This window comes from Paracoccus pacificus, assembly GCF_042680785.1.
Classification (GTDB): domain Bacteria; phylum Pseudomonadota; class Alphaproteobacteria; order Rhodobacterales; family Rhodobacteraceae; genus Paracoccus; species Paracoccus pacificus.
Genome location: NZ_JBHUEN010000034.1, coordinates 51542 through 75957 on the forward strand (window position 1 = coordinate 51542; position 24416 = coordinate 75957).

Genomic DNA, 24416 nt, shown 5'->3' on the forward strand with positions numbered 1-24416 from the left:
ACCCGATCGCAGCCTGTGCCAAGCTTCCTTGGATTGTAGTGTCGAAAGGACTTCAAATGTTTAAGCGTTCAATTCTGGCGGCTGGTTTCGCGATGCTTCCACTGGCTGCGGCGGTGGCGCAGACCGCCGCCCCGGCGATGCCCGACCCGGCAGCGGCCTATGTCTCGGCACGCAACCAGCTTGGCGTTCTGACCTATTGTCAGGAACAGGGCCATATCGGCGCTGAACCGGTCGAGATCCAGACCAAGCTGCTGGCCATGCTGCCGCCCGGCGATACCGCCGCGGGTGACGAGGCGGAAGCCAAGGGCAAGGCCGGCACCGTCTCGGGCATGGGCGTCGAGACGACGCTCGCCGACGGCGCCGCGGCGCAAAAGACCACCGAGGCGGATCTCTGCAAGCAGATGGGTGACATGATCACCCAGCTTGGCGCGCAACTGCCCAAGTAAGGCATCGCACAGGCATCGCCCTTGGTGAACAGGGGCGTCGCGCCTTTGGTGAAACAGCGTCAGGCCGGGTCCAGCCCGGCCTGTAGCTTTTTCGGCAGCTTGTCGCGGATCAGCCGATAGGACGCCAGAATACGGTGCCGCAGCTCATCGGGATCGGCGTCAAGCGGCATCGCGATCCAGCTTTTGTGCAGATAGCGCGCCCGTTGGCCGACGCCGGCGTCGATCAGCATCTCGGCGGTTTCGGGACTGTCGGTCTTGACCGACAGCCGTTCGTCCATCGCGCCGATGACCGCGAACATCTTGCCGCCGACTTTCCAGCAATCGTGACCGCCGCCCCAGGGATCCGAATTCTCGGACCCCGGCAGCGCGCTGCACATCGCATTGACGCTTTCCCGGCTCATAGCACTGAATTTTACCGAAGTGCTTGGCAGCCGCAAGGTGATGGGTTAAGTCAGCGGAATGAACGCATACAGCATCATTATCAACTGCTGCATTACCGGCTGAGGATTCAGGCGGGCGTTCCTTCGTGTCACAATCCGACCGACCGGCGCCCCGAAGGGAAGGCATATGGTCGAGATCACTCTGACGAACACGAAAACCCGGCAAAAGCAAACGTTTACGCCGATAGATGACAAGAACGTCCGGATGTATGTCTGCGGCCCGACCGTCTATGACCGCGCGCATCTTGGCAATGCCCGGCCGGTGGTGGTGTTCGATATCCTGTTCCGCCTGCTGCGTCATGTTTATGGCGTGGATCACGTCACCTATGTGCGCAACTTCACCGACGTCGACGACAAGATCAACGACCGCGCCGCCCTGACCGGGCGCCCGATCCGCGCGATCACCGATGAGACCATCGCCTGGTACCATGACGATATGGACGCGCTTGGCGCGCTGCGCCCCACGCATGAGCCGCGCGCGACGGATTATATCGCGCCGATGATCGCGATGATCGAGATGCTGATCAATCGCGGCAATGCCTATGTGGCCGAGGGGCATGTGCTGTTCGATGTCCGCTCTTATCCCGAATACGGTCAGCTTTCCGGCCGCTCGATCGAGGATATGATCGCCGGGGCGCGGGTCGAGGTCGCGCCCTTCAAGCGCGATCCGATGGATTTCGTGCTATGGAAGCCCTCGGGTGCCGACCTGCCCGGCTGGGACAGCCCATGGGGCAGGGGGCGGCCGGGCTGGCATATCGAATGCTCGGCCATGGCGGATGACCTGTTGGGCACCAGTTTCGACATTCACGCCGGCGGGCTGGATCTGCAATTCCCGCACCACGAAAACGAGATCGCGCAAAGCCGCTGCGCCCATCCGCATGCCGATTTCGCCCATGTCTGGCTGCACAATGAGATGCTGCTGGTCGAGGGCCGGAAAATGTCCAAGTCGCTGGGCAATTTCTTCACCGTGCGCGACCTGCTGGACCGGGGCGTCCCCGGCGAGGTCATCCGCTTTGTCATGCTGATGACCCATTACCGCAAGCCGATGGACTGGACCGAGGCGAAGGCGACCGAGGCCGAAACGACATTGCGCAAATGGCGGATGCTGACGGATGGTGTCGCACCGGCCGAAAACCCTTCGCCCGCCGTCGTCGCGGCGCTGGCCGATGATCTGAATACGGCCGGCGCGATCGCGGCGATGCACGACCTCGCGCGGGCGGGGGACGCGGCGGGATTGAAGGCTTCGGCGCAACTGCTGGGCCTGCTTGACGACGCGGGGGGTGGCTGGATCAGCGCCGGACCGGATCTGTCCGCTTTCGCCGAGCGCATGAACGCGCTGCGTGCCGATGCAAAGCGCAGCAAGGATTTTTCCGCCGTGGACGCGCTGAAGCTGCGATTGTCCGATGCGGGGGTCGAGGTCCGGATGACCCCGACGGGTGTCGAGCTGCTTGCCGGACCCGATTTCAACGCCGCCAAACTGGAACGGGTCTGATGGATCGGCTCTACCTTTACGACACCACCCTTCGCGACGGGCAACAGACGCAGGGCGTGCAATTCTCGGCCGCGGAAAAGGCCGAGATCGCGCGGATGCTGGATCAACTGGGCGTGGATTACATCGAAGGCGGCTGGCCCGGCGCGAACCCCACCGACAGCGAGTTTTTCGACAATCCGCCCCCGACCCGCGCCACCCTGACCGCCTTCGGCATGACCAAGCGGGCAGGGCGCTCGGCCGCCAATGACGACGTGCTGGCGGCGGTGCTGAACGCGGGCACGCCAAGCGTCTGTCTGGTCGGCAAGACCCATGATTTTCACGTGACCGAGGCGCTCGGCATCTCGCTTGCGGAAAACCGTGCCAATATCGCCGAATCCGTCGCCCATATCGTTGCCCAAGGGCGCGAGGCGCTGTTCGACGCCGAGCATTTCTTTGACGGCTACCGCGCCAATCCGGCCTATGCGCTGGATTGCCTGCGGGCCGCCCATGACGCCGGGGCGCGATGGGTCGTGCTGTGCGACACGAACGGCGGCACCTTGCCGGACGAGGTGCGCCGCGTCACCGCCGAGGTCATCGCCGCCGGCATCCCCGGCGCCCGGCTTGGCATTCACTGCCACGACGACACCGGCAATGCGGTCGCCTGCTCATTGGCCGCGATTGATGCCGGCGCCCGGCAGGTGCAGGGCACGCTGAACGGGTTGGGCGAACGCTGCGGCAATGCCAGCCTGACCACGCTGATCCCGACGCTATTGCTGAAACCGGCCTACGTGGGCCGGTTCGATATCGGCGTCTCGACGCAGGGGCTGGCCGGACTGACCCGGCTGTCGCGGCGTCTGGACGAAATCCTGAACCGGGTGCCTTTGCGCAGCGCGCCCTATGTCGGCGCCTCGGCATTCGCGCATAAGGCCGGGCTTCACGCCAGCGCCATCGTCAAGAACCCCGCTACCTATGAACATGTGGCCCCGGAAACGGTCGGGAATGAGCGGATCATCCCGATGTCCAATCAGGCCGGGCAGTCGAACCTGCGCGCCCGGCTGGCCGAGGCGGGCATCACCGTCGACCGCGCCGATCCCGCGCTGGCCCGCATCCTTGACGAGATCAAGCTGCGCGAGGACCGGGGTTTCGCCTATGACGGCGCGCAGGCCAGTTTCGAGCTGATCGCCCGGGCCGAGCTTGGCATCCTGCCGCGCTTTTTCGAGATCGAGCGTTACCGCGCCACGGTCGAACGCCGCCGCGACCCCGCCGGTCAGCTTTTGTCATTCTCCGAGGCTGTCGTCGTGGTCCGGATCGGCGACGAACGCACCCTGTCCGTATCCGAGTCGATAGGGGCCGATGGCGCCGACCGGGGGCCGGTGAACGCATTGTGGCGGGCGCTCGCCAAGGATCTGGGGCCCTATCAGGCCTCGATCGACGATATGCGGCTTGAGGATTTCCGCGTCAGGATCACTCAGGGCGGCGTCGATGCGGTGTGTCGCGTGGTGATAGATTTCGCCAATGACGCCGGCCAGATCTGGTCGACCGTCGGGGTCAGCCCGAACATAGTCGACGCGAGCTTTCAGGCGCTGGTCGATGCGGTCACGTGGAAGCTGATCCATGACCGGGTGACGCCGGTCGCGGCGGCGGACCGGCGCCCGTGACGCTGGAGCATTGTGCCACGCTTCTGCGCGAGGGCGACCCGGATCGCTATGCCACGCTTCTGGCCGCGCCGCAGCCGGTGCGGCCGCGCCTGCTGACGCTTTATGCGCTGAACCTTCAGATCGCGCAGGCGCCATGGGCCTCGGCCGAACCGTTGCTCGCGCAGATGCGGCTGCAATGGTGGGCCGACCGGCTGGCGGCGACCGCGGCCGGCGGGCGGCCCGACGACCACCCGGTTCTGGCCGCATTCTCGGCCGAATGGCCACAGGGCGCGCCGCTTCTGAACGATGTGATCGCGGCGCGGGCGCGGGATTGCGAACGCGAGCCCCTGCCGGATTTGGCGGCACTTTACGACTATATCGACCGCACTTCGGGTCATGTGATGTGGACCGCCGCCCGGGCGCTCGGCGCCCCGCCCGAGGCGGAACCCGTCACCCGGAACCGGGCCTTGGGGGCCGGTCTGGCGTCATGGTTGTCCGTGCTGCCGAAACTGAATGCGCTGTCGGTCGGCCTTGCCGATAGGGCACCCGAGGCTGTCGCGGCGGCGGCGGCGCGCGGTTTGGCCGCGCTTGACGCGGCAAGCGCGGGCCGGGGGGTGATCCCGAAATCTGCCTATCCGGCATATTACGTCGGGTTTCCGGCCCGGCCGATCCTGCGCCGCATCCGCCGCGATCCGCAGGCGGCGATAAACCAGGTCACGGAAATCGCGGATTTTTCACGCCGCGGCAGGCTGGCGTGGCTGGCGGCGACGGGACGCTGGTAATTCAGGAAAAAATCCGCGGCCGTTAAGACTTATTTCAACGGAATCGCGGATCATGGGACGAATCGCCCGAACCCGGTTTGTTGATGTCTGATCCGTTGTCTTGTTCCCGCACAGAATTTCACCCGCCCCGCCGTGATCGGATGGGCCTGTCCCATCCACCATCCGGCAAAGACCCGGGGCCGGTCCGCCCCGTCGGTATACCGCCCTGATGACGGTGCCGGGAGTTTTGTCAGAGGCTGCGCCGCGCCCCTATCCGCGCCGGGTGCGGGTGCTTGTCGTCGACGATTCGGCCACGATGCGCCGGCTGATCCGCCTTGCGCTATCCGCCGATCAACGGTTGCAGGTCGTGGCCGAGGCTGCTGATGCCGACGCGGCTGAGCAGGCGATCATGACCGCGCGGCCGGATGTGTTGACGCTGGATGTGGAGATGCCGGGCATGTCGGGGCTGGAATTCCTCGGCCGGCTGATGCGGCAATCGCCCCGGCCGGTCGTCATGGTCTCGGCCGAGACGCAACGGGGCAGCGCCGCCGCGCTTGAAGCCCTGTCGATCGGCGCGGTCGACTGTATCGGCAAGCCCGCCGGCGGTCTCGGCCGGCAAGGCTTTGCGGCGCTGGCCGACCTTCTGGTCGCGGCGGCGGGCGCCAACCTGCGGCGTCTGGCCGTCGTTCCGCCGGCCGTTGATGCGCCGCCGTCGCGCGCGTTTGTCTGGAACGGCCGTCATGTGCTGATCGGTTCCTCCACCGGCGGGGTCGACGCGCTGGAAAGGCTGCTGGGTGGTTTTCCGGTGAATTGCCCGCCCACGGTCATCACCCAGCATATGCCGGCGGCATTTCTGGCCGGTTTTGCCGCCCGTCTGAACGCCCGGATCGCGCCGCGTCTGGAACTCGCGACCGAGGGTGCGGTGCTGCGTCAGGGCTGCGTCTATCTTGCGCCGGGGGGCGATCATCATCTGATGTTGCGGCAGGGGGCGAACCCCAGCTGCACGCTCGTTCAGGCCGAAAAGCGGAACGGGCATCGCCCCTCGGTCGACATGCTGTTCGAATCCGCCGCGCCGTTCGGGGACCGCTGCATCGCGGCCCTGCTGACCGGGATGGGCCGGGACGGTGCAACCGGCATGCTGGCGCTGCGCAACGCCGGCGCGCGGACCGTCGCGCAGGACCGGGCAAGCGCGGTCATCTGGGGCATGCCGCGCATCGCGGCCGAAATCGGTGCCGCGCAGATGGTATTGCCGCTGGATCGTATCGCGCCCGAGATTTTGGCGATGGCCAGCCGAAATCCGGCGCGGTGAAGGGAAAAATCCCCCGGCCGGGCATTGCCACACCCGGCGGGCGGCGCGCGCAGCGCCGGGCCTGACCCGGCCCGCTGCATAAGGAATTGCCGCGGCGCCCGAGGGGCGGGGGGCCGCCCCTGCGGTGTCGCAACGCGCGTGCCGCGGATGCGGACGTTTGTCCGCGCCTCACCGGCGCCCGGACCACAACAGCAAGATGGGCTTTCCTGCCCCGCTACAAACGCCCGGACATCGAAAACGGACGGACGATCCGCCTCGACAGTATCGGAACCAGATTGCAACAGACGCGGGCGTTTTCGCCTGCCCGCCACAGGCGACCGGGCCTTAACAGCAAGGATGAGCTTTCCTGCCCGGCGGTATCTGATCCCGACCGCAACGGATGCGAGCGTTTTCGCCCACCGCCACATAAGCCCGGACATAAAAAAGACGGCCGCGCCGCGCGGCCGTCTTTCCCGGTCATTTTCAGTATGTTGTCCGCCCGCGAAAACCCGCAGGTTTCCCGGTCAGCGCAGGATCGAGCGGCCCGCATATGCAGCGGTATCGCCCAGCATTTCCTCGATGCGGATAAGCTGGTTGTATTTCGCCAGCCGGTCCGACCGCGCAAGGCTGCCGGTCTTGATCTGGCCGCAATTGGTCGCCACCGCCAGATCGGCGATGGTCGCGTCCTCGGTCTCGCCCGAGCGGTGCGACATCACCGACGTATAGCCGGCGCGATCCGCCATCCGCACCGCGTCCAGCGTTTCCGACAGCGTGCCGATCTGGTTCACCTTGACCAGAAGCGAGTTGCCGCAGCCACGGCGGATGCCTTCCTCCAGACGCTCGGGGTTGGTCACGAACAGATCGTCGCCGACCAGTTGCACCTTGCTGCCAAGCCGGTCGGTCAGCAGCTTCCAGCCGTCCCAGTCATCCTCGGCACAGCCATCCTCGATCGACAGGATCGGATAGTCGGCACAAAGCGCCGCCAGATAATCGACATTCTCGGCCGAGGTCAGGACCTTTCCTTCGCCCTTCATGTCGTATTTGCCGTTCTTGAAATATTCGGTCGAGGCGCAGTCCAGCGCCAGCATGATGTCGTCGCCGGGCTTGTAGCCGGCCTTTTCGACCGCCCGCAGGATGAAATCCAGCGCGTCCCGGGTGCTGGACAGGTTCGGCGCAAAGCCGCCCTCATCGCCGACGCCCGTGGCCAGACCGGCAGCGGACAGTTCCTTTTTCAGGGTGTGAAAGACTTCCGAACCCATGCGCACCGCGTCGCGGATCGATTCCGCGGCGACCGGCATGATCATGAATTCCTGAATGTCGATCGGGTTATCGGCATGTTCGCCGCCGTTGATGATGTTCATCATCGGGACCGGCAAGAGATGCGCATTGGTGCCGCCGACATAGCGGAACAGCGGCTGCCCGCAGGCCTCGGCCGCGGCCTTTGCCACGGCGAGCGATACGCCGAGGATCGCGTTCGCGCCCAGCCGGCTTTTGTTCGGGGTGCCGTCCAGCTCGCACATCAGCCGGTCGATCGCCGGTTGCTCGGTCGCATCCTCGCCGATCAGGTTTTCCGAGATTTCGCCGTTGACCGAGGCGACGGCTTCCAGAACGCCCTTGCCCATATAGCGCGCCTTGTCGCCGTCGCGCTTTTCGACCGCCTCATGCGCGCCGGTCGACGCCCCCGAGGGCACGGCCGCCCGGCCCATGATGCCGTCCTCCAGCGTGACATCGACCTCGACCGTCGGGTTGCCCCGGCTGTCCAGAATCTCACGGGCGAAAATATCGACGATGACTGTCATGCTGGGGCTCCTGCCAATTGGGTTCCTCTGACTCCCTGCGGGGTTTAGCGCGGGCGGCGGCGCAGGAAAAGCCAGAACGACGCGCCAGAACGACACGGTCGAACGACAAGCCCGACCAACGCGCGGGGACGACGCCAGCTTCAGCCGATTTCGATATCCGCCCAGATCGGCAGATGGTCCGAGGCGGCGCGCGCAAGCGGCGTGTCATGGGCGCCGCTGTTGACGATGCGGACCCCGGTACTCAGCGCGAAACGGTCCAGCCGCAGGCGCGGCGCAAGCGCCGGCCAGGTCCGGCCCGGGGTCAGCAGATGCATGCCGGCCAGCGGCTCGAGCCCCAGATCGTCGCGCCATTCGTTGAAATCGCCAAGGATGGCGCATTCGCCCTCGCGCCGGGTCAGGTGCCGGATCAGGCGGTCAAGCTGGGCGCGGCGGCTGGACCGCAAAAGTCCCAGATGCACGCCGACCACGGTAATGCCGGGCAAGGTCAGCGCCAGCGCGCCGCGCGGCTCGAGGCCCGGCAGCGGCAGCCGGCGGATACTGCCATCGTCCAGAAGCGCGGGCCGGGCAAGGATGGTCTGGCCGTGCCATCCCAATGATTCCTTGCCGGTCCCGACGAATTCCGCGGGTGCGAGCCCGGTCGCCTCACGCACCAGCCGGCGCGGCAGCGCCTCGGGGCGGGCGCCAAAGCGGAAATCGACCTCTTGCAGCGCGACGATGTCCGCGTCCAGTTCCCGGATCACCGCCAGATTGCGGCCGGGATCATGCGGGCCGGTCATGCCGCGGCATTTATGCAGGTTATAGCTTGCGATCCGGATTTGCATCAATCTGCGCGTATCTTCTTATCCATTCGTTTCTGGCACGGACCGGCGCGCATGTTCCATGGCAATGTCACGCTGATGCCGCCTGATGCCCTCAGGTGCCGCAAAAAGTGGCACAGACCCGCTCGGCCGGCAGGGGGGCAGCGGAAAGATCGGACCATTCGGCGCGGTCCTCATGCGGGTGGGTCACGGCGTCGTAAAGCCGTTCAAACGGCGCATAATCCCCCTCGACCGCCGCCGCGATCACCTGCTCGATGCGGTGGTTGCGCGGAATGCGGCGCGGGTTCGCGCGCGCCATCAGCGCCGTGTCGGGCGCGCCGCCGGTCCGCTTTTGCCAACGCGCGTGCCAGGTGTCAAAGCCGGCCCCGTCGCTGAACTCGGCCCGGGCGGAGCCGTCCGAAAGACCGGCGAAGCTGCGGGTGAAATCGGCCTCGGTCGCCGCCATCAGGCGCAGGAAATCCTCGATCAGCGGGCGGTCCGCCTCGGTCGGGCCGGATATGCCCAGCTTGGCGCCGAAGGCATGCAGCCACGCCGCGTCGTAAAGCGCCGGAAAAGCGTGGACCGAGCGGGTGGCGGCCTCGACCGCGGCATCCTGCTCGCCCATCAGGGGGATCAGACAGGTGGCAAGCTGGGCAAGGTTCCAGACCGCGATGCGGGGCTGTTCGTCCCAGGCATAGCGCCCGCGCTGGTCGATCGACGAAAACACCCGGCAGGGGTCGAATTCGTCCATGAAGGCGCAGGGACCGTAATCAATGGTTTCGCCCGAAACGGTCATGTTGTCGGTGTTCATCACCCCGTGGATGAACCCCAGCGCCATCCAGCTTGCGATGGTGACCGCCTGACGGGCGATCACCCCGTCCAGCAGCGACAGGGGCCCCAAGGCGTTCGGATAATGCCGCGCGATCACATGATCGGCCAGCCGGGCCAGTCGATCGGTATCGCCGCGCACCGCGAAGAACTCGAAGGTGCCGACGCGGATATGGCTTGAGGCGACGCGGGTCAGCACCGCGCCGGGCAGGGCGGTTTCGCGAAACACCTGTTCGCCCGTGGTGACGGCGGCAAGGGCGCGGGTGGTGGGGATGTCCATCGCGGCCATGAATTCGCTGACCAGATATTCGCGGAGCACCGGCCCCAGCCATGCGCGCCCGTCGCCGCGCCGGGAAAACGGCGTCTGGCCCGAGCCTTTCAGTTGCAGGTCAAAGCGCGCCCCGTCCGGTGCCACGACCTCGCCCAGCAAAAGCGCGCGGCCGTCGCCCAGTTGCGGGACGAAGCCGCCGAACTGATGCCCGGCATAGGCCTGCGCCAGCGGCTCGGCCCCCGGCGGCAAGGCGTTGCCGGCCAGCATCGCCACCCCGTCGGCCGAGGCCAGCCAGTCCGCATCAAGACCCATCCGCCTTGCCAGCGGCCGGTTCAGCGCGACCAGTGCGGGGGCGGAAACCGGGGTGGGGTTGATGCGTGCGAAAAATCCGGCAGGCAGCCGCGCATAGCTGTTGTCGAAGGCGATGGGCTGTTCTGGCATTACCGGACCCCGTGGTTATTGACAGCATTTAGGCGCAAATGTCGAAAAGGAAAGGCCCCATGCCGGGATGGGCAGCGATTGGCCGCGTAACGGCCTCTTGCGGATTGGGGCGGTTTTGCGATACGGGAACCAGTCCCGGGCAAAGGTAACGACCATGAAATTCCTCGATCTGGCCAAGGTCTATATCCGCTCGGGTGGCGGCGGTTCCGGTGCGGTCAGCTTCCGGCGCGAGAAGTTCATCGAATTCGGCGGTCCCGATGGCGGCGACGGCGGTCGCGGCGGCGACGTCTGGGCCGAGGCGGTCGAGGGGCTGAACACGCTGATCGACTTTCGCTATCAGCAGCATTTCTTTGCCAAATCCGGGCAGCACGGCATGGGCAGCCAGCGCACCGGCGCCTCGGGCGAGGATATCGTGCTGCGCGTGCCGGTCGGCACCGAGATCCTTGAGGAGGATCAGGAGACGGTGGTCGCCGACCTGACCCAGGAAGGCCAGCGCGTGCTTTTGGCGCGGGGCGGCAACGGCGGCTTTGGCAACCTGCATTTCAAGACCTCGACCAACCGTGCGCCGCGCCGCGCCAACCCGGGGCAGGAGGGGGTCGAGCGCACGCTGTGGCTGCGGCTGAAACTGATCGCCGACGCGGGGCTGGTCGGGCTGCCGAATGCCGGGAAATCGACATTTCTGGCCGCGGTCTCGAACGCCCGGCCAAAGATCGCGGATTATCCCTTTACCACCCTGCACCCGAACCTCGGCGTCGTCTCGGTCGACGGGCGCGAATTCGTAATGGCGGATATTCCCGGTCTGATCGAGGGCGCGAGCGAGGGGCGCGGTCTTGGCGACCAGTTCCTTGGCCATGTCGAACGCTGCGCGGTGCTTTTGCATCTGGTGGACGGAACCTCGGCCGATGTCGCGGCGGATGCCGCCACCATCCTGACCGAGCTTGCCGCCTATTCGCCGGTGCTGGCCGAAAAGCCGCGGGTCACGGTTCTGAACAAGGTCGACGCGCTGGATGAAGACGAACGCGCCGCCGCCAAAGCCGCGCTCGAGGCCCGGATCGGTGGTCCGGTGATGCTCATGTCCGGGGTATCGGGTGAAGGCGTGACCGAGGTTCTGCGCGCCTTGTGGTCGCGGATCGAGCCTGCGCGCGACGCCGCCCGCGAAGCCGCGAAAGAAATCAGGGAACCCACCAAGTGGCAGCCCTGACCCCGGCCGCGACGGCGACGGCGCCCCGGATCGCGCAAGCGCGCCGTCTGGTGGTCAAGATCGGCTCGGCGCTGCTGGTCGGCCCCGACGGGCTCAGGGTCGACTGGCTGGAAGGGCTGGCGCTGGACGTGGCCGATTGGCGCCGGCGCGGGGCGGATGTGGTTCTGGTCTCGTCGGGGTCCATTGCGCTCGGGCGGCGGGTTCTGGGGCTGCCGGCCGGGGCGCTGACGCTGGAACAAAGTCAGGCCGCCGCCGCGGTGGGCCAGATCCGGCTGGCGCGCGCCTATGAATCGGCGCTGACCCCGCATGGCGTGACCACCGCACAGGTGCTGGTGACGCTGGAGGATTCGCAGGGCCGCCGCCGCTATCTGAACAGCCGCGCCACGATGGAGACGCTTCTGTCGCTGGGCGTGGTGCCGATCGTCAACGAAAACGACACCATCGCCACGGATGAGATCCGCTATGGCGACAATGACCGGCTGGCCGCGCAGGTCGCGGTGACGGCGGGCGCGGATCAGCTTGTGCTTCTGTCCGATGTCGACGGGCTTTATACCGCCAACCCCAAGACCGACCCCGACGCCCTGCATCTGCCGCTGGTCGAACATATCACCCCCGAAATCGCCGCCATGGCGGGCGATCCGGTCTCGGGCCTGTCGAAGGGCGGGATGAAAACCAAGCTGCTGGCCGCGCGCACGGCGGTCGCCGGCGGCTGCGCCATGGCCATCGCCGAAGGCTCGGTCGAGCGGCCGCTGAACGCCATCGCGGGAGGCGCGCGGGTGACGTGGTTTCTGCCCGAGGGCGACCCGCAGGCGGCGCGCAAACGCTGGATCGCGGCGATGAAGCCCTTGGGCGAGATCACCGTCGACGCGGGCGCGGCCGGGGCGCTTACACAGGGGAAATCGCTTTTGCCCGCCGGCGTGCGCGCCGTCAGCGGTCGTTTCGGGCGCGGCGATCCGGTCCATATCCTTGGTCCCGACGGCGTGGTTCTGGCCAAGGGGCTGGCGCGCTATACCGCCGACGAGGCGCGGCGCATCGCGGGCCACCGTTCGGCCGAGATCGAGGCGATCCTTGGCTATGCGGGCCGCGCCGCGCTGATCCATCGCGATGACATGGCCGCCGGATGACGCTGGACGATAGGCGTTTCTTGCCGCATCCTTGCCGCCAGATCAGGGGCAGGGGAACGGCATGGCGCAATCGAATTCCGAAGACCGGGTAAGTCTGGCGCAACTGGATGAATTCTGCCGGCAGGCATTCCTGGCCACCGGCGCCGATCAGGCGACCGCCGATGCCGCGACGCGCGCGATGCTGCACGGCACCACGCTTGGCGTCGACAGCCATGGTGTCCGGCTTTTGCCGCATTATCTGAAATCGCTTGAGGGTGGCCGGCTGAACCGCACCCCCGAACCGAAGAAGGTGGGCGGCTTCGGCGCGGTCGAGGTTCTGGACGCGGATGACGCCCATGGCGCGCTTGGCGCCTATCTGGGCATGGACCGGGCGGCCGATCTGGCGCGGCAGTTCGGCATCGGCGCGGTGGCGATCCGCAACAACTCGCATTTCGGACCGGCCGGCGCCTATGCGCTTGAGGCCGCGCGGCAGGGATTGATCGGAATCGCCTTCTGCAACTCGGACAGTTTCGTGCGGCTGCATGACGGCGCGATGCGGTTTCACGGCACCAACCCGATCGCGGTCGCTGTGCCGGTCGCCGGCGAAAACCCTTGGCTTCTGGATATGGCGACAAGCGCCATTCCCTATAACCGCGTGCAGCTTTACCGCAGCCTTGGGCGGACGCTGCCGGGGGCGACGGCCTCGGATACGCAAGGGGTCGATACCACCGACGCCGAGTTGGCCGACATGCTGGCGCCGCTGGGCGGTGAGTTCGGCTTCAAGGGGGCGGCGCTGGCCGGCGTGGCCGAGATTTTCAGCGCCGTCCTGACCGGCATGAAGCTGAGCTTCGACATCGCGCCGATGCCGGGGCCGGATTTTTCGACCCCGCGCGGGCTTGGTGCCTTCGTGATGGCGCTGAACCCCGATGCGTTTCTGGACCGCGCGCGTTTTGACGCCGGAATGCGCCGCTATGTTATGACCTTGCGCGAATCGCCGGCGCGGCAGGACATGCAGGTGATGGCCCCCGGCGACCGGGAATGGCGCGTCGCCGAGGAACGCCGGATGATCGGCGTGACGCTCGACCCCGCCACGCGCAGCGAGTTCCGGCGGATCGCGGATAAATTCGGGCTGGAATGGCCGCTGACCTGACCGGCGCCCAATATCGCGCTTGACTGAATCCGTGACTTGCCGTTAACGTCGAATTGGTCAGACCAGTTTGACCGTGCCGCTGCCGGGGAGGGCAGCGATGGGGGGAGCCGATGCACGACGACAGCAGACCAAGGCGGCATTACCGCCTTGTCGCCGATCAGGTGCTTGCGCTGGTGACGGCGCAGGGCATGACGGCGGGCATGCGTCTGCCGTCCGAACGCGATCTTGCCGAACAGATCGGCGTGTCCCGGCCGTCGCTGCGCGAGGCGCTGATCGCGCTTGAGGTCGGCGGCATCATCGAGATCCGCATGGGTTCGGGCATCTATCTCAGCGCGAACCCCAGCCTGACCGCCGGAATGTCCCTTGAGGACGAGGACGGCCCGTTCGAGATCCTGCAAGCGCGCTGTATCCTCGAAAGCGGCATCGCCGAGGAAGCGGCGCGCCATGTCACGCCCGAACTGATCCGCAGGCTGGACGACAATCTTGCGAAAATGGCCGAGGTGATCGCCGACCGGCCGCGCGCCATCATCGTGGACGGCCAGTTTCACATCGCGGTGGCTTCGGCGATCGGCAACGGCGTCGTGACCCATCTGACCGCCGAGATCTTTCAGCGCCGGCTGTCGGCCCATTACGCGCGGCTGTCCACGTTCTTTGAGCGTCCCGATACCTGGCGCGCCGCGCTGGACGAACATCACACCATCCGCGACGCCATCGCGGACCGCGATCCGGATGCCGCCCGTGCGGCGATGCGCGATCATCTTCTAAAGTCCCAGGAACGGTTCTCGGCGAATTTCGCCGCCGAACCGGCCTGAACCGACCAGCCTGAACCGACCCGCCTGAACCGACCCGAATAACCGGAACGAACACATCCAAGGGAGGAAGACCATGAAATTCACACTCAGGGGCCTTATCGGCGCCGCCGCCGTGCTGATGGCCAGCACGCTGGCATCGCATGCGCAGACCACGCTCAAATGGGCCCATGTCTACGAGACCAGCGAACCGTTCCACACGGAATCGGTCTGGGCGGCCGAGGAAATCAACAAGCGCACCAACGGGCGCTACAAGATCGACGTCTATCCGGCCTCGCAGCTTGGCAAAGAGGCCGACCTGAACCAGGGGCTGAAACTGGGCACGGTCGATATCATCGTCTCGGGCTCCAGCTTTGCGGCGCGTGACTATCCGCGGATCGGCGTGACCTATTACCCCTATATCTTCCGCAACCCCGAGCATCTGATCGCCTATACCAAAAGCGACATCTTCAAGGAACTGGCCAAGGGTTATGAGGATGCGACCGGCAACCACATCGCCGCGGTGACCTATTACGGCACCCGCCAGACCACGTCGAACAAGGAAATCAAGACCTGTGCCGACATGCAGGGGCTGAAGATCCGCGTGCCGGACGTGCCGGCCTATCTGGCCATGCCGCGCGCCTGCGGCGCCAACACCGCGCCGATCGCCTTCGCCGAGGTCTATCTTGCGCTGCAGAACGGCACCGTCGAGGCGCAGGAAAACCCGCTGACCACCATCGAAGCCAAGAAGTTCTACGAGGTCCAGTCCAACATCGCCCTGACCGGCCATATCGTCGACCACCTGAACACGCTGATCTCGAAGCAGCTCTGGTCCAGCCTGTCGGACGAGGACAAGCAGATCTTCACCGAGGTGATGATGGAGGCCGCCGAACGCGCCACCAAGAAGGTGCAGGAACGCGAGGCGCAGCTTGTGCAAGAGTTCAAGGACAAGGGCATCAAGGTGAACGAGGTCGACAAGGCCGACTTTGAAAAGAACGTGCTGGAAAAAGTCTCGTTCGAGGAATTCGGCTATGACAAGGCCGACTGGGAAGCGATCCGCGCGATCCAGTAACGCCGCTATCCCGCGGGGCCGGCGCGGCCGGCCCCGACGACCCGCCCGCCCGTAAACGTCAGCCTGAACATCAGCCCGGAGGTCGACATGTCAGAACATGAAAATTCCCAAGTCAGCGTCGAGGAAATGGCCCATGCCTTCGAGGAGGAAAGCGCCGATGTCGATCTGTCGGTCTATGCCATCGAGGATTGGGTGACGCTCGCGCTTTTCTGGGCGATGGCGGTGTGTATCTTTCTGCAGTTCTTCACCCGCTACGCGCTGAACAACAGTCTGGCCTGGACCGAGGAAGTCGCCGCGAACGCGCTGGTTCTGGTGGTGTTTCTGGGCTCGGTCATGTGTGTGCGGCTGGGTCGGCACATCGCCGTGGACCTGATCTATCGGTTTCTGTCGAAACCTGTCGGGCGCGGGCTCGAGGTGATCGTCGACGTCATCGTCATCGGCTTCTTCGCCTATATGTCGTGGCTGATGTGGCGCTATATCGGCATCGTCGGCGGCGAGCGCATGGTGACGGTCGATCTGCCGCGCGGCCCTGTGTTCTACACGATCTTCATCGCCTTCGTGCTGATGACGCTGCGGGCGTTGCAGAATTTCGTCAAGGATCTGACCGCCAAACGCTCGGTCCGCGAAGAGGCCGAGGATCTTGGCCCTACAGGAGTCTAGGACATGCTGGTACTGATCGGATCCTTCCTTGTTTTCATGATCATGGGCGTGCCCGTCGCGGTCGCGATGGCGGTGGCGTCGCTTTTGTATCTGGGCATCTACAACGTCGCCCCCGACATCATCGCCGCGCAGCGGATGATCGCCGGGGTCGAAAGTTTCCCGCTGATCGCGGTGCCGTTCTTCATCCTCGCCGGCAATCTGATGAACATCGCCGGCGTGACCGGCCGGATCTACCACTTTGCCCTGTCGCTGGTCGGCTGGATGAAGGGCGGGCTTGCGCAGGTGAACATCATCGGCTCGGTCGTGTTTTCGGGCATGTCGGGCACGGCGCTGGCCGATGCGGCCGGGATCGGCACCATCGAGATCAAGGCGATGAAGGATCACGGCTATCCGGTCGAGGCTGCGGTCGGCGTCACCGCCGCCTCAGCCACGCTGGGGCCGATCTTTCCGCCCTCGCTGCCCTTCGTGATCTACGGGATGATGGCCAATGCCTCGATCGGGGCGCTGTTCATGGCCGGCATCATTCCGGGCGTGGTCATGACCGTGCTGATGATGCTGACGGTATGGGTCTTTGCCAAGCGCTACGGCTGGGGCTCGGACACGCCTTTCGACCTGCGCGAGCTTGGCGGCGCGACGCTGGAAATCATCATCGTGATGTGCTTTCCGGTGGCGACCTACCTTCTGGTTCTTGCCGGGTTGTCGGTCAATATCGCGGTGCTGATCGCTTTGGTCACGCTGATCGCGCTTGACTGGTATTTCGACTGGCATGCGGTGATGGCGCTGATGGCGCCGGTGCTTTTGATCGGGGGGATGACCATGGGCTGGTTCACCCCGACCGAGGCCGCCGTCGCCGCCGTGCTTTGGTCGCTGTTCTTGGGGCTGGTCCGCTATCGGACGATGACGTTCCGCAGTCTGGCGAAAGCGTCGTTCGACACGATCGAGACCACCGCCTCGGTCCTGTTCATCGTGACCGCGGCCTCGATCTTTGCATGGCTGCTGACCGTCAGTCAGGCGGCGCAGCTTTTCTCGGACGTGATGTTCGCGCTGACCGACAACTGGTGGACGTTCCTGATCATCGTCAACATCATGCTGCTGGTGCTCGGGGCGTTTCTGGACACCATCGCGGCGATCACCATTCTGGTGCCGATCCTGATGCCGGTCGCCGCGCAATACGGCATCAGCCCGGTGCATCTGGGGCTGATCCTGACGCTGAACCTGATGATCGGGCTTCTGACCCCGCCGGTGGGCATGGTGCTTTATGTGCTGTCGCGCATATCCGGCATGTCGGTCGAGCGGACGACGATGGCCATCCTGCCGTGGATGATCCCGTTGTTCATCGCGCTGTTGCTGATTACCTTCATTCCGCCCATCACCCTGTGGCTGCCGACGCAGCTTGGCCTGATCCGCTAGGCCGCCCAACCGAAAGGAAATTTCGATGCGTACGCGCGTGGCACGACTTTATGCCGCCCATGACCTGCGGGTCGAGGAACAGGACGTGGCCGACCCGGGCCCCGGCCAGATTCTTCTGGCCATGGCCGCGGGCGGTATCTGCGGGTCTGACCTGCATTACTATCACCATGGCGGTTTCGGGCCCGTGCGGGTGCGCGAGCCGATCATCTCGGGGCATGAGGCCTCGGGGCGGGTGGTGGCGCTTGGCGCCGGCGTCGATGGCCCCGCGCCCGGCACGCTGGTGGCGGTGAACCCGTCGCAACCCTGCGGCAAATGCGAATATTGCCTCAAGGGTTTGCCGATCCATTGCATCGACATGCATTTCATGGGCAGCGCCATGCGCATGCCGCATGAACAGGGCATGTTCCGCGACCTGTTTGTGGTTCCCGCCGCGCAGGTCCACGCTTTCCCCGAGGGCACCTCCGAGGCCGAGGCCGCCTGTGCCGAGCCGCTGGCGGTCTGTCTGCACGCGGTGGCGCAGGCCACGGATCTGGTAGGCGATCTTGCCGGCAAGCGGGTCATGGTCACCGGCGCCGGGCCGATCGGCCTGCTGGTGCTGGCCGCGGCGCGCCATGCCGGCGCCGATGAGGTGATCGTCACCGATCTGACCGATGCGGCGTTGGAGCGGGCCCGCGAAATGGGCGCAAGCCAGACCATCAATGTCGGCACTGGTCCCGACGCGCTTGCCCGGCTGCAAGAGGGCAAGGGGCAGGTCGACGTGATCTTCGATTGCTCGGCCGCCGAGCCCGCGTTGCGCGGCGCCTTTGCCGCGATCCGGCCGCGCGGGACCATCATTCAGGTCGGCGTGACCGGCGACATGACGATCCCGCTGAACGTGTTGGTGGGCAAGGAAATCACCTGGCGCGGCTCGCAGCGGTTTCACCCGGAATTCGCCGAGGCCGTGCGGCTGATCGGCGACCGCACCATCGACCTGCGCCCGATCATCAGCCACAGCATGCCGCTTGAACAGGCGACGGAAGCCTTCGATCTGGCCTCGGACCGCAGCGTCGCCTGCAAGGTGCACATCACCTTCGCCGGCGCCGGACAAGCCGGGCGGTCATGAAGGCGCTGATCTGCGACGCGCCGGGCCGGCTTTCGATCGCCGATCGCCCCGAGCCCGCGCGCGCGCCGGGCGAGGTGCTGGTGCGCATCCGTCATGTCGGGGTCTGCGGCACCGATTTCCACATCTTCGCCGGCAAACATCCTTATCTGGAATATCCGCGCGTGATGGGGCACGAACTGTCCGGCACGGTCGAGGAAGCGCCCGAGGGCAGCAATCTTCGCCCCGGCGACCCGGTCTATATCGTGCCCTACCTGTCCTGCGGGGAATGTCAGGCCTGCCGGCTGGGGCTGAGCAACGCCTGCCGCAACATTCGCGTTCTGGGCGTTCACTGTGACGGCGGCATGACCGAACTTCTGTCGGTTCCGGCGGAAAACGTGGTGCCGACGGGGGATATTCCGCTGGCCGATGCGGCGATGATCGAATTTCTGGCGATCGGCGCGCATGGGGTGAAGCGCGGCGATATCACCGCGCGCGACCGGGTGCTGGTCACAGGCGCCGGTCCCATCGGCATGTCGGCGATCATCTTCGCCAAGGCGCGCGGCGCCGATGTCACGGTCATGGATACCCGCGCCGACCGGCTGGCCTATGCCCGCGATGCGTTGCGTGCCGATGCCGAGGTTTTCGCAGACGCGGATTCCGGGGCGAAGGTGGCCGAGCTGACCGGCGGCGACGGCTTTGACGTGGTGATCGACGCGACCGGCGCCGCCGCCCCGATCGAGCGTGGTTTCGGCTATCTCGCCCATGGCGCGCGCTATGTGCTTTTGTCGGTGGTGCGGCAGGACATCACCTTTTCCGACCCCGAGTTTCACAAGCGCGAGGCGACGCTTCTGGCCAGCCGCAACGCCCAGCCCGACGATTTCGCCGAGGTGGTGCGCCAGATTCAGGCCGGGAACGTCCCGACGCGCGGGCTGAACACCCACCGCGGCGCGCTTGGCGACGGCCCGGCGCTGTTTCAGGATTGGGCCCGCCCCGAAGCCGGCGTCATCAAGGCCATTCTGGACGTGTGATCCCCGCGAGAGGCCACGCGGACCCAAGGAGTGGCCCCGTCGCGTGCGGTCGGTGCTGACGTTGCCGCGGGCCGTGCGAAAGGCGCGGCCTACGAATCCAGCGGCAGGGCGGCTTCCCACGTCCCACCCACCAGCGCGCCCGCGAGGCGCTGCATCCACGATCGTCGCGGCGGCGCGGACCGGGCGACCACCCGCCAGCGCGCGCTGACGCGCCGGTCCAGCGCCCCTTGCACGGCTCTCGCATGGACAGCCACCCGCCAGCAGCCGCCCGAAAGGCGCGGCATCCGGGTCGAGGTCCGCCGGGCGCGGCGCACACCCGCCAGCAGCCGCGCGCGCCAGCGGCCCGGCGCGGCAAATTGGCGGCGCGCCCTTTCGTCAGGGTCGCGAGGCGCGGGCAGGGTCGTCACGACCGCCCCCTGCGCCCGCCGCGAAACAGGCGGCGATTGGTCAGGGAAGCGGTGGACCGAAGTCCCGCCCGAAGGTTCAGGTCAGCGCGGCCAGAACCCGGATCCAGCTTCGCGTGCCCCGGCGAAAGCTCTCCACATCATATTTCTCGTTCGGTGAGTGGATGCGGTCGTCGTCGCGGCCAAAGCCGATCAGCATCGAATCCATGCCCAGTATCTGCTGAAAATCCCCCGCGATCGGGATCGAGCCGCCGGCGCCGATGAACGCGGCCTCGCGGCCCCATTCCTCGGTCAGGGCGGATTTCGCCACCGCGAAGGCCGGGTCGTCGATGTTCATCCGGCTGGCCGGGCTTCCGCCATGCGCGTGAAACGTAACGCGGCAATCGGCGGGCAGCATCGATTGCACGCGGTCGCGAAAGGCAGCGCGGATCTGGTCGGGGTCCTGATCGCCGGTCAGCCGGAAACTGATCTTGGCCACGGCCTTGGCCGGCAGCACGGTCTTGAAACCGTCTCCCGCATAGCCGCCCGCAATGCCGTTGATCTCGAACGTCGGGCGCGCCCAGATCATTTCCAGCCCGCTGCGCCCAGTCTCGCCCACCGGCTGTTTCAACCCGACGCGCGACAGAAACTCGCCGGCATCGAAACCAAGGCTGTCCCAATCGGCCCGCAACGCGTTGGTCAGCTCGGGGACGCCGTCGTAAAAGCCGGGCAGGGTGATGCGCCCGGTGTCGTCCTTGATCGTCGACAGGATATCGACCAGCACCTGAACCGGGTTCGCGGCCAGACCGCCGAAACTGCCCGAATGCAGGTCGCGGTCGGCGGCGTCGATGATGATTTCCTCGCCCACCAGCCCGCGCAACTGCGTGGTGATCGCGGGGCGGCCGTCGGAATACATGCCGGTGTCGCAGATCAGCGCAAGGCTTGCCCGCAGCGCGTCCGCATGGTCGCGCAGGAACGGCCGCAGGCTGGGCGAGCCCGATTCCTCCTCGCCCTCGAACAGCAGTTTCAGACCCGGGGGCAGGGTGCCATGCACCGATTTCCACGCCCGGCATGCCTCGACAAAGGTCATGAGCTGGCCCTTGTCATCCGCCGCCCCGCGGCCGCGAATGACCGCCCCGTCCGGCAGATCCTCGATCCGCGGCTCGAACGGGGGGCTGTCCCACAGGTCGAGCGGGTCGACGGGCTGCACGTCATAGTGCCCATAAAACAGCAGGTCCCGCGCCGCCCCCGGCTGCGAGGTCGCCGTCACCATAGGATGGCCGGTGGTCTGCTGGACCTGCGCGTCGAAGCCCAGGCCCGCCAGTTCATCACGCAACCAGCGGGCGGCGTCCTGCACATCGCCGGCATGGGCCGGGTCGGTCGAAATCGACGGGATGCGCAGGAAATCCATCAGCCGGTCCAGCGCGGCCGGCAGACCGTCGTCGGCGGCCTGAAGGACCCGATCAAGCTGCTTGTCTGTGTTCATATTGCCTATTCCCGATTGTTTTTCTTCGGCTTTAATGCGGCGGAATCACGATCAAATTGCCGGGTGCGACAATTTACACCTGTCCTTTTTCCGCCTGTGACCTTATCAGTATAAGGCCGATGCGATCCGCAACATGATCGCCCCCAGCTAAGTTGGCAAGGGAAAGACTGATGAACTACGATGCCGCGCTTGACCGTGCTATCTCCGTTCTGCATGACGAGGGCCGCTATCGCACCTTCATCGACATCGAACGCCGGCAGGGCGCCTATCCGCACGCGGTCTGGACCCGCCCCGACGGTCAGGAAATGCCCATAACCGTATGGTGCGGCAACGATTATCTGGGAATGGGGCAGAATCCGTCGGTTCTGGCGGCGATGCATGAGGCGCTGGACGCAACCGGCGCCGGGTCGGGCGGCACGCGCAATATCTCGGGCACCACGGTCTATCACAAGCGGCTGGAGGCCGAACTGGCCGATCTGCATGGCAAAGAGGCCGCGCTGGTGTTTTCCAGCGCCTATATCGCCAATGACGCCACGCTGTCGACGCTGCGCAAGCTGTTTCCCGGGCTGATCATCTATTCCGACGCGCTGAACCACGCCTCGATGATCGAGGGGATCAAGCGGTTCGACGGCGCCAAGCGCATCTTCCGCCACAATGACGTGGCCCATCTGCGCGAGTTGCTGGAGGCCGACGATCCGCAGGCGCCTAAGCTGATCGCCTTTGAATCGATCTATTCCATGGATGGCGATTTTGGTCCGATCGGCGCGATCTGCGATCTGGCGGATGAATTCAACGCGCTGACCTATCTGGACGAGGTGCACGCCGTCGGCATGTACGGCCCGCGCGGCGGCGGTGTGGCCGAACGGGACGGTCTGACGGACCGGATCGACATATTCAACGGCACGCTGGGCAAGGCGTTCGGGGTTTTCGGCGGCTATATCGCGGCAAGCGCCAAGATGGTCGACGCGATCCGTTCCTATGCGCCCGGCTTCATCTTCACCACCTCGCTGCCGCCGGCGGTGGCGGCCGGTGCTGCGACCTCGATCAGCCTGCTGAAAGGCCCGGAAGGGCAGGAATTGCGCGACAAGCAGCAGCTTCACGCCCGGATCCTGAAAATGCGGCTGAAGGCGCTGGGGATGCCGATCATTGATCATGGCAGCCATATCGTGCCGGTGCATGTCGGCCACCCGAAGCATTGCAAGGCCCTGTCCGACATGCTTCTGGAAGAGTTCGGGGTCTATGTGCAGCCGATCAACTTCCCGACCGTGCCGCGCGGGACCGAGCGGTTGCGCTTTACCCCGTCGCCCGTGCACACCCCCGACCAGATCGAGCGGCTGGTGCGGGCAATGGATGCACTTTGGTCACGCTGTGCGCTGAATCGCGCCGAAACAGCCGCCTGATTTGATCCGCCCGGGGGTGAACTGCTCTCGCGTCTGTGATAGCCTTGGCATAAACAAGAGCTACGATTCTGCTGATTCGTCGGCGGTCGATAAGTTGTCAGAGTGAGGCAGACGCAGACATGAATGAACGGCGGGAAAATACCCCGGCGGATTACGATCAGCCATCGGCTTTGCCGGGGTTTGACGACTATACGATGCGTCTTGGCGATCTCATGCGGGGCGAGCGTGCCACGCTGGGCAAATCGCTGCTGGATGTGCAGCGCGAATTGCGGATTCGCGCCAGCTATGTCGCGGCGATCGAGAATTGCGACATCACGGCATTCGATACGCCCAGCTTCATCTCGGGCTATGTGCGGTCCTATTCGCGCTATCTGGGGCTTGATCCGGACGCGACCTTCGCGCGGTTCTGCGTCGAAAGCGGTTTCCAGCCGGTGCACGGCATGGCGGCGGCGGCCTCGGGACCGAAACCGCAGCGCCGCCCGTCCGATCCGGCCGAGGCGCTGGCCAATCCGCGGGCGCTGTTCATCCCGCAGCCCGAATCCTTCTGGTCCTCGGTCGAGCCGCGGGCCGTCGGCTCGGTGCTGGTTCTGGTGACCGTTCTGGCCGGTCTGGCCTATGGCGGCTGGTCGGTTCTGCAACAGATCCAGCAGGTCAACGTCACCCCCGGCGAACATGGCCCGGGCGCGATCGCGGCGCTTGATCCGGTGGAATCGGCGGCCCATGCCGCGCAGGGCGACGGCGCCGAGGATGTGGCGCTGAACCTGCCGACGCCCGAGGTTCAGGACCGGATTTTCCGTCCCGCCACGCTTGAGGTGCCGGTTCTGGTGGCCCGCGACGGCCCGATTTCGGCCATTGATCCGGGCCTGCGCCGCGCCTTGGAACAGGCGCAGGCATCGACTGCCGCGCAGCCCGGCGCCCCCGAAAACCCGGCCGGAAGCCCGGCCGTTCCGACAGCGCGGCAGCTTGCCATGGGTTACGGCCCGCAACTGCCGCAGACCGCCCCCGGCGCCGTGCGCACCATCGCCCCCGACGCCGCCGTGGTGGAATTGCTTGCCGTGCGCCCGGCCTGGGTGCGGGTGACCTCGGCCGACGGAACGGTTCTGCTGGAAAAGACCATGGACAAGGGCGAGCGTTTCGTCATGCCCAAGCTGGAAAAACCGCCGGTCCTGCGCGCGGGCAATTCGGGCGCGGTCTATTTCGCCGTGAACGGCCAGACCTATGGGCCGGCCGCGCCGGGCGCTCAGGTGGTGAAGAACATCGAAATGTCTCCGGTCAACCTGTCGGCGAAATTCGCGATCGCGGATCTGAGCAAGGACGCGGACCTGGCCGAAATGGTCAGCCTCGCCTCGGTCGATCCCAATGCCGTAAGCCCGGAGACCACGAACCGCCCGGATGTGTCTTCGGTCGAATAGCGCCGCGGACAGGCGCGGTCGGGAACATCCTTCGACCGCGCGACAGGTGGGCGCCGTTCACCA

The 24416-nt window shown here is 66.0% G+C and carries 22 protein-coding genes; 16 read left to right on the forward strand and 6 right to left on the reverse strand.

Annotated features, from left to right (window positions below; translation table 11 throughout):
* Positions 1 to 56: 56 nt before the first annotated feature.
* Positions 57 to 446, forward strand: coding sequence for a pore-forming ESAT-6 family protein (locus ACFSCT_RS12095; RefSeq protein ID WP_379143092.1), 390 nt, complete (start codon positions 57 to 59; stop codon positions 444 to 446).
* A gap of 59 nt (positions 447 to 505) precedes the next feature.
* Here ACFSCT_RS12095 and ACFSCT_RS12100 read toward each other — a convergent pair whose 3' ends face one another.
* A complete protein-coding gene (locus tag ACFSCT_RS12100) occupies positions 506 to 847 on the reverse strand; it encodes an MmcQ/YjbR family DNA-binding protein (protein WP_379143094.1) in 342 nt (113 codons plus the stop codon).
* Between the two features lie 166 nt (positions 848 to 1013).
* On the opposite strand from ACFSCT_RS12100, the gene cysS reads away from it, so the two are divergent.
* The 4 genes from cysS to cheB all read left to right on the forward strand — a co-directional run bounded on the left by cysS (position 1014) and on the right by cheB (position 6064).
* The gene (gene cysS / locus ACFSCT_RS12105) at positions 1014 to 2378 is read left to right on the forward strand and encodes a cysteine--tRNA ligase (protein ID WP_379143096.1); all 1365 of its coding nucleotides are present in this window, start codon (positions 1014 to 1016) and stop codon (positions 2376 to 2378) included.
* On the forward strand, positions 2378 to 4015 hold the full coding sequence (gene cimA, locus ACFSCT_RS12110) for a citramalate synthase (protein WP_379143098.1): 1638 nt from the start codon (positions 2378 to 2380) through the stop codon (positions 4013 to 4015). The genes cysS and cimA overlap by 1 nt, the downstream gene beginning before the upstream one ends.
* Positions 4012 to 4776 carry a squalene/phytoene synthase family protein gene (locus ACFSCT_RS12115; protein ID WP_379143099.1) on the forward strand — a complete coding sequence of 255 codons (765 nt, stop codon included), beginning with the start codon at positions 4012 to 4014 and terminating at the stop codon, positions 4774 to 4776. The genes cimA and ACFSCT_RS12115 overlap by 4 nt, the downstream gene beginning before the upstream one ends.
* A gap of 208 nt (positions 4777 to 4984) precedes the next feature.
* Positions 4985 to 6064 carry a chemotaxis-specific protein-glutamate methyltransferase CheB gene (gene cheB / locus ACFSCT_RS12120; RefSeq protein WP_379143101.1) on the forward strand — a complete coding sequence of 360 codons (1080 nt, stop codon included), beginning with the start codon at positions 4985 to 4987 and terminating at the stop codon, positions 6062 to 6064.
* Positions 6065 to 6567: 503 nt separating this feature from the next.
* Here cheB and eno read toward each other — a convergent pair.
* The 3 genes from eno to ACFSCT_RS12135 form a co-directional block, all read right to left on the reverse strand.
* Complete coding sequence (gene eno / locus ACFSCT_RS12125) at positions 6568 to 7842, reverse strand: phosphopyruvate hydratase (protein WP_379143103.1); 1275 nt, start codon at positions 7840 to 7842, stop codon at positions 6568 to 6570.
* Positions 7843 to 7982: 140 nt separating this feature from the next.
* Complete coding sequence (locus ACFSCT_RS12130) at positions 7983 to 8663, reverse strand: endonuclease/exonuclease/phosphatase family protein (protein WP_379143104.1); 681 nt, start codon at positions 8661 to 8663, stop codon at positions 7983 to 7985.
* A 91-nt stretch (positions 8664 to 8754) separates the two neighbouring features.
* Positions 8755 to 10179: a protein adenylyltransferase SelO gene (locus ACFSCT_RS12135; protein WP_379143105.1), complete on the reverse strand. Its 1425-nt coding sequence runs from the start codon at positions 10177 to 10179 to the stop codon at positions 8755 to 8757.
* Between the two features lie 154 nt (positions 10180 to 10333).
* On the opposite strand from ACFSCT_RS12135, the gene obgE reads away from it, so the two are divergent.
* The 9 genes from obgE to ACFSCT_RS12180 all read left to right on the forward strand — a co-directional run bounded on the left by obgE (position 10334) and on the right by ACFSCT_RS12180 (position 19672).
* Complete coding sequence (gene obgE / locus ACFSCT_RS12140; protein WP_379143106.1) at positions 10334 to 11380, forward strand: GTPase ObgE; 1047 nt, start codon at positions 10334 to 10336, stop codon at positions 11378 to 11380.
* A gap of 29 nt (positions 11381 to 11409) precedes the next feature.
* A complete protein-coding gene (proB, locus tag ACFSCT_RS12145; RefSeq protein WP_379143151.1) occupies positions 11410 to 12504 on the forward strand; it encodes a glutamate 5-kinase in 1095 nt (364 codons plus the stop codon).
* A gap of 61 nt (positions 12505 to 12565) precedes the next feature.
* Entirely contained in the window at positions 12566 to 13633 is a 1068-nt protein-coding gene (locus ACFSCT_RS12150; protein ID WP_379143107.1) for an Ldh family oxidoreductase, read from the forward strand.
* Positions 13634 to 13743: 110 nt separating this feature from the next.
* Complete coding sequence (locus ACFSCT_RS12155; protein ID WP_379143108.1) at positions 13744 to 14445, forward strand: FadR/GntR family transcriptional regulator; 702 nt, start codon at positions 13744 to 13746, stop codon at positions 14443 to 14445.
* 73 nt (positions 14446 to 14518) lie between these two features.
* Positions 14519 to 15493 (forward strand): sialic acid TRAP transporter substrate-binding protein SiaP, encoded by a 975-nt coding sequence (locus ACFSCT_RS12160; RefSeq protein WP_379143110.1) that lies wholly within the window; start codon positions 14519 to 14521, stop codon positions 15491 to 15493.
* 87 nt (positions 15494 to 15580) lie between these two features.
* A complete protein-coding gene (locus tag ACFSCT_RS12165) occupies positions 15581 to 16153 on the forward strand; it encodes a TRAP transporter small permease (protein WP_379143111.1) in 573 nt (190 codons plus the stop codon).
* A 3-nt stretch (positions 16154 to 16156) separates the two neighbouring features.
* Positions 16157 to 17563: a TRAP transporter large permease gene (locus tag ACFSCT_RS12170; RefSeq protein ID WP_379143113.1), complete on the forward strand. Its 1407-nt coding sequence runs from the start codon at positions 16157 to 16159 to the stop codon at positions 17561 to 17563.
* A gap of 25 nt (positions 17564 to 17588) precedes the next feature.
* Positions 17589 to 18665, forward strand: a complete 1077-nt coding sequence (locus tag ACFSCT_RS12175; RefSeq protein ID WP_379143114.1) for an L-idonate 5-dehydrogenase — start codon at positions 17589 to 17591, stop codon at positions 18663 to 18665.
* Positions 18662 to 19672, forward strand: coding sequence for a zinc-binding alcohol dehydrogenase family protein (locus ACFSCT_RS12180; RefSeq protein WP_379143116.1), 1011 nt, complete (start codon positions 18662 to 18664; stop codon positions 19670 to 19672). The genes ACFSCT_RS12175 and ACFSCT_RS12180 overlap by 4 nt, the downstream gene beginning before the upstream one ends.
* 89 nt (positions 19673 to 19761) lie before the next feature.
* On the opposite strand, the gene ACFSCT_RS12185 is transcribed toward ACFSCT_RS12180, so the two are convergent.
* Both ACFSCT_RS12185 and ACFSCT_RS12190 read right to left on the reverse strand, forming a co-directional pair.
* Positions 19762 to 20079 (reverse strand): hypothetical protein, encoded by a 318-nt coding sequence (locus ACFSCT_RS12185; protein WP_379143117.1) that lies wholly within the window; start codon positions 20077 to 20079, stop codon positions 19762 to 19764.
* A gap of 76 nt (positions 20080 to 20155) precedes the next feature.
* The gene (locus ACFSCT_RS12190) at positions 20156 to 21541 is read right to left on the reverse strand and encodes a M20/M25/M40 family metallo-hydrolase (RefSeq protein ID WP_379143119.1); all 1386 of its coding nucleotides are present in this window, start codon (positions 21539 to 21541) and stop codon (positions 20156 to 20158) included.
* 170 nt (positions 21542 to 21711) lie between these two features.
* Between ACFSCT_RS12190 and hemA the strand changes: the two genes are divergently transcribed.
* Positions 21712 to 22941, forward strand: a complete 1230-nt coding sequence (gene hemA, locus ACFSCT_RS12195) for a 5-aminolevulinate synthase (protein ID WP_379143121.1) — start codon at positions 21712 to 21714, stop codon at positions 22939 to 22941.
* A 119-nt stretch (positions 22942 to 23060) separates the two neighbouring features.
* Complete coding sequence (locus tag ACFSCT_RS12200; protein WP_379143123.1) at positions 23061 to 24353, forward strand: RodZ domain-containing protein; 1293 nt, start codon at positions 23061 to 23063, stop codon at positions 24351 to 24353.
* Positions 24354 to 24416 lie beyond the last annotated feature (63 nt).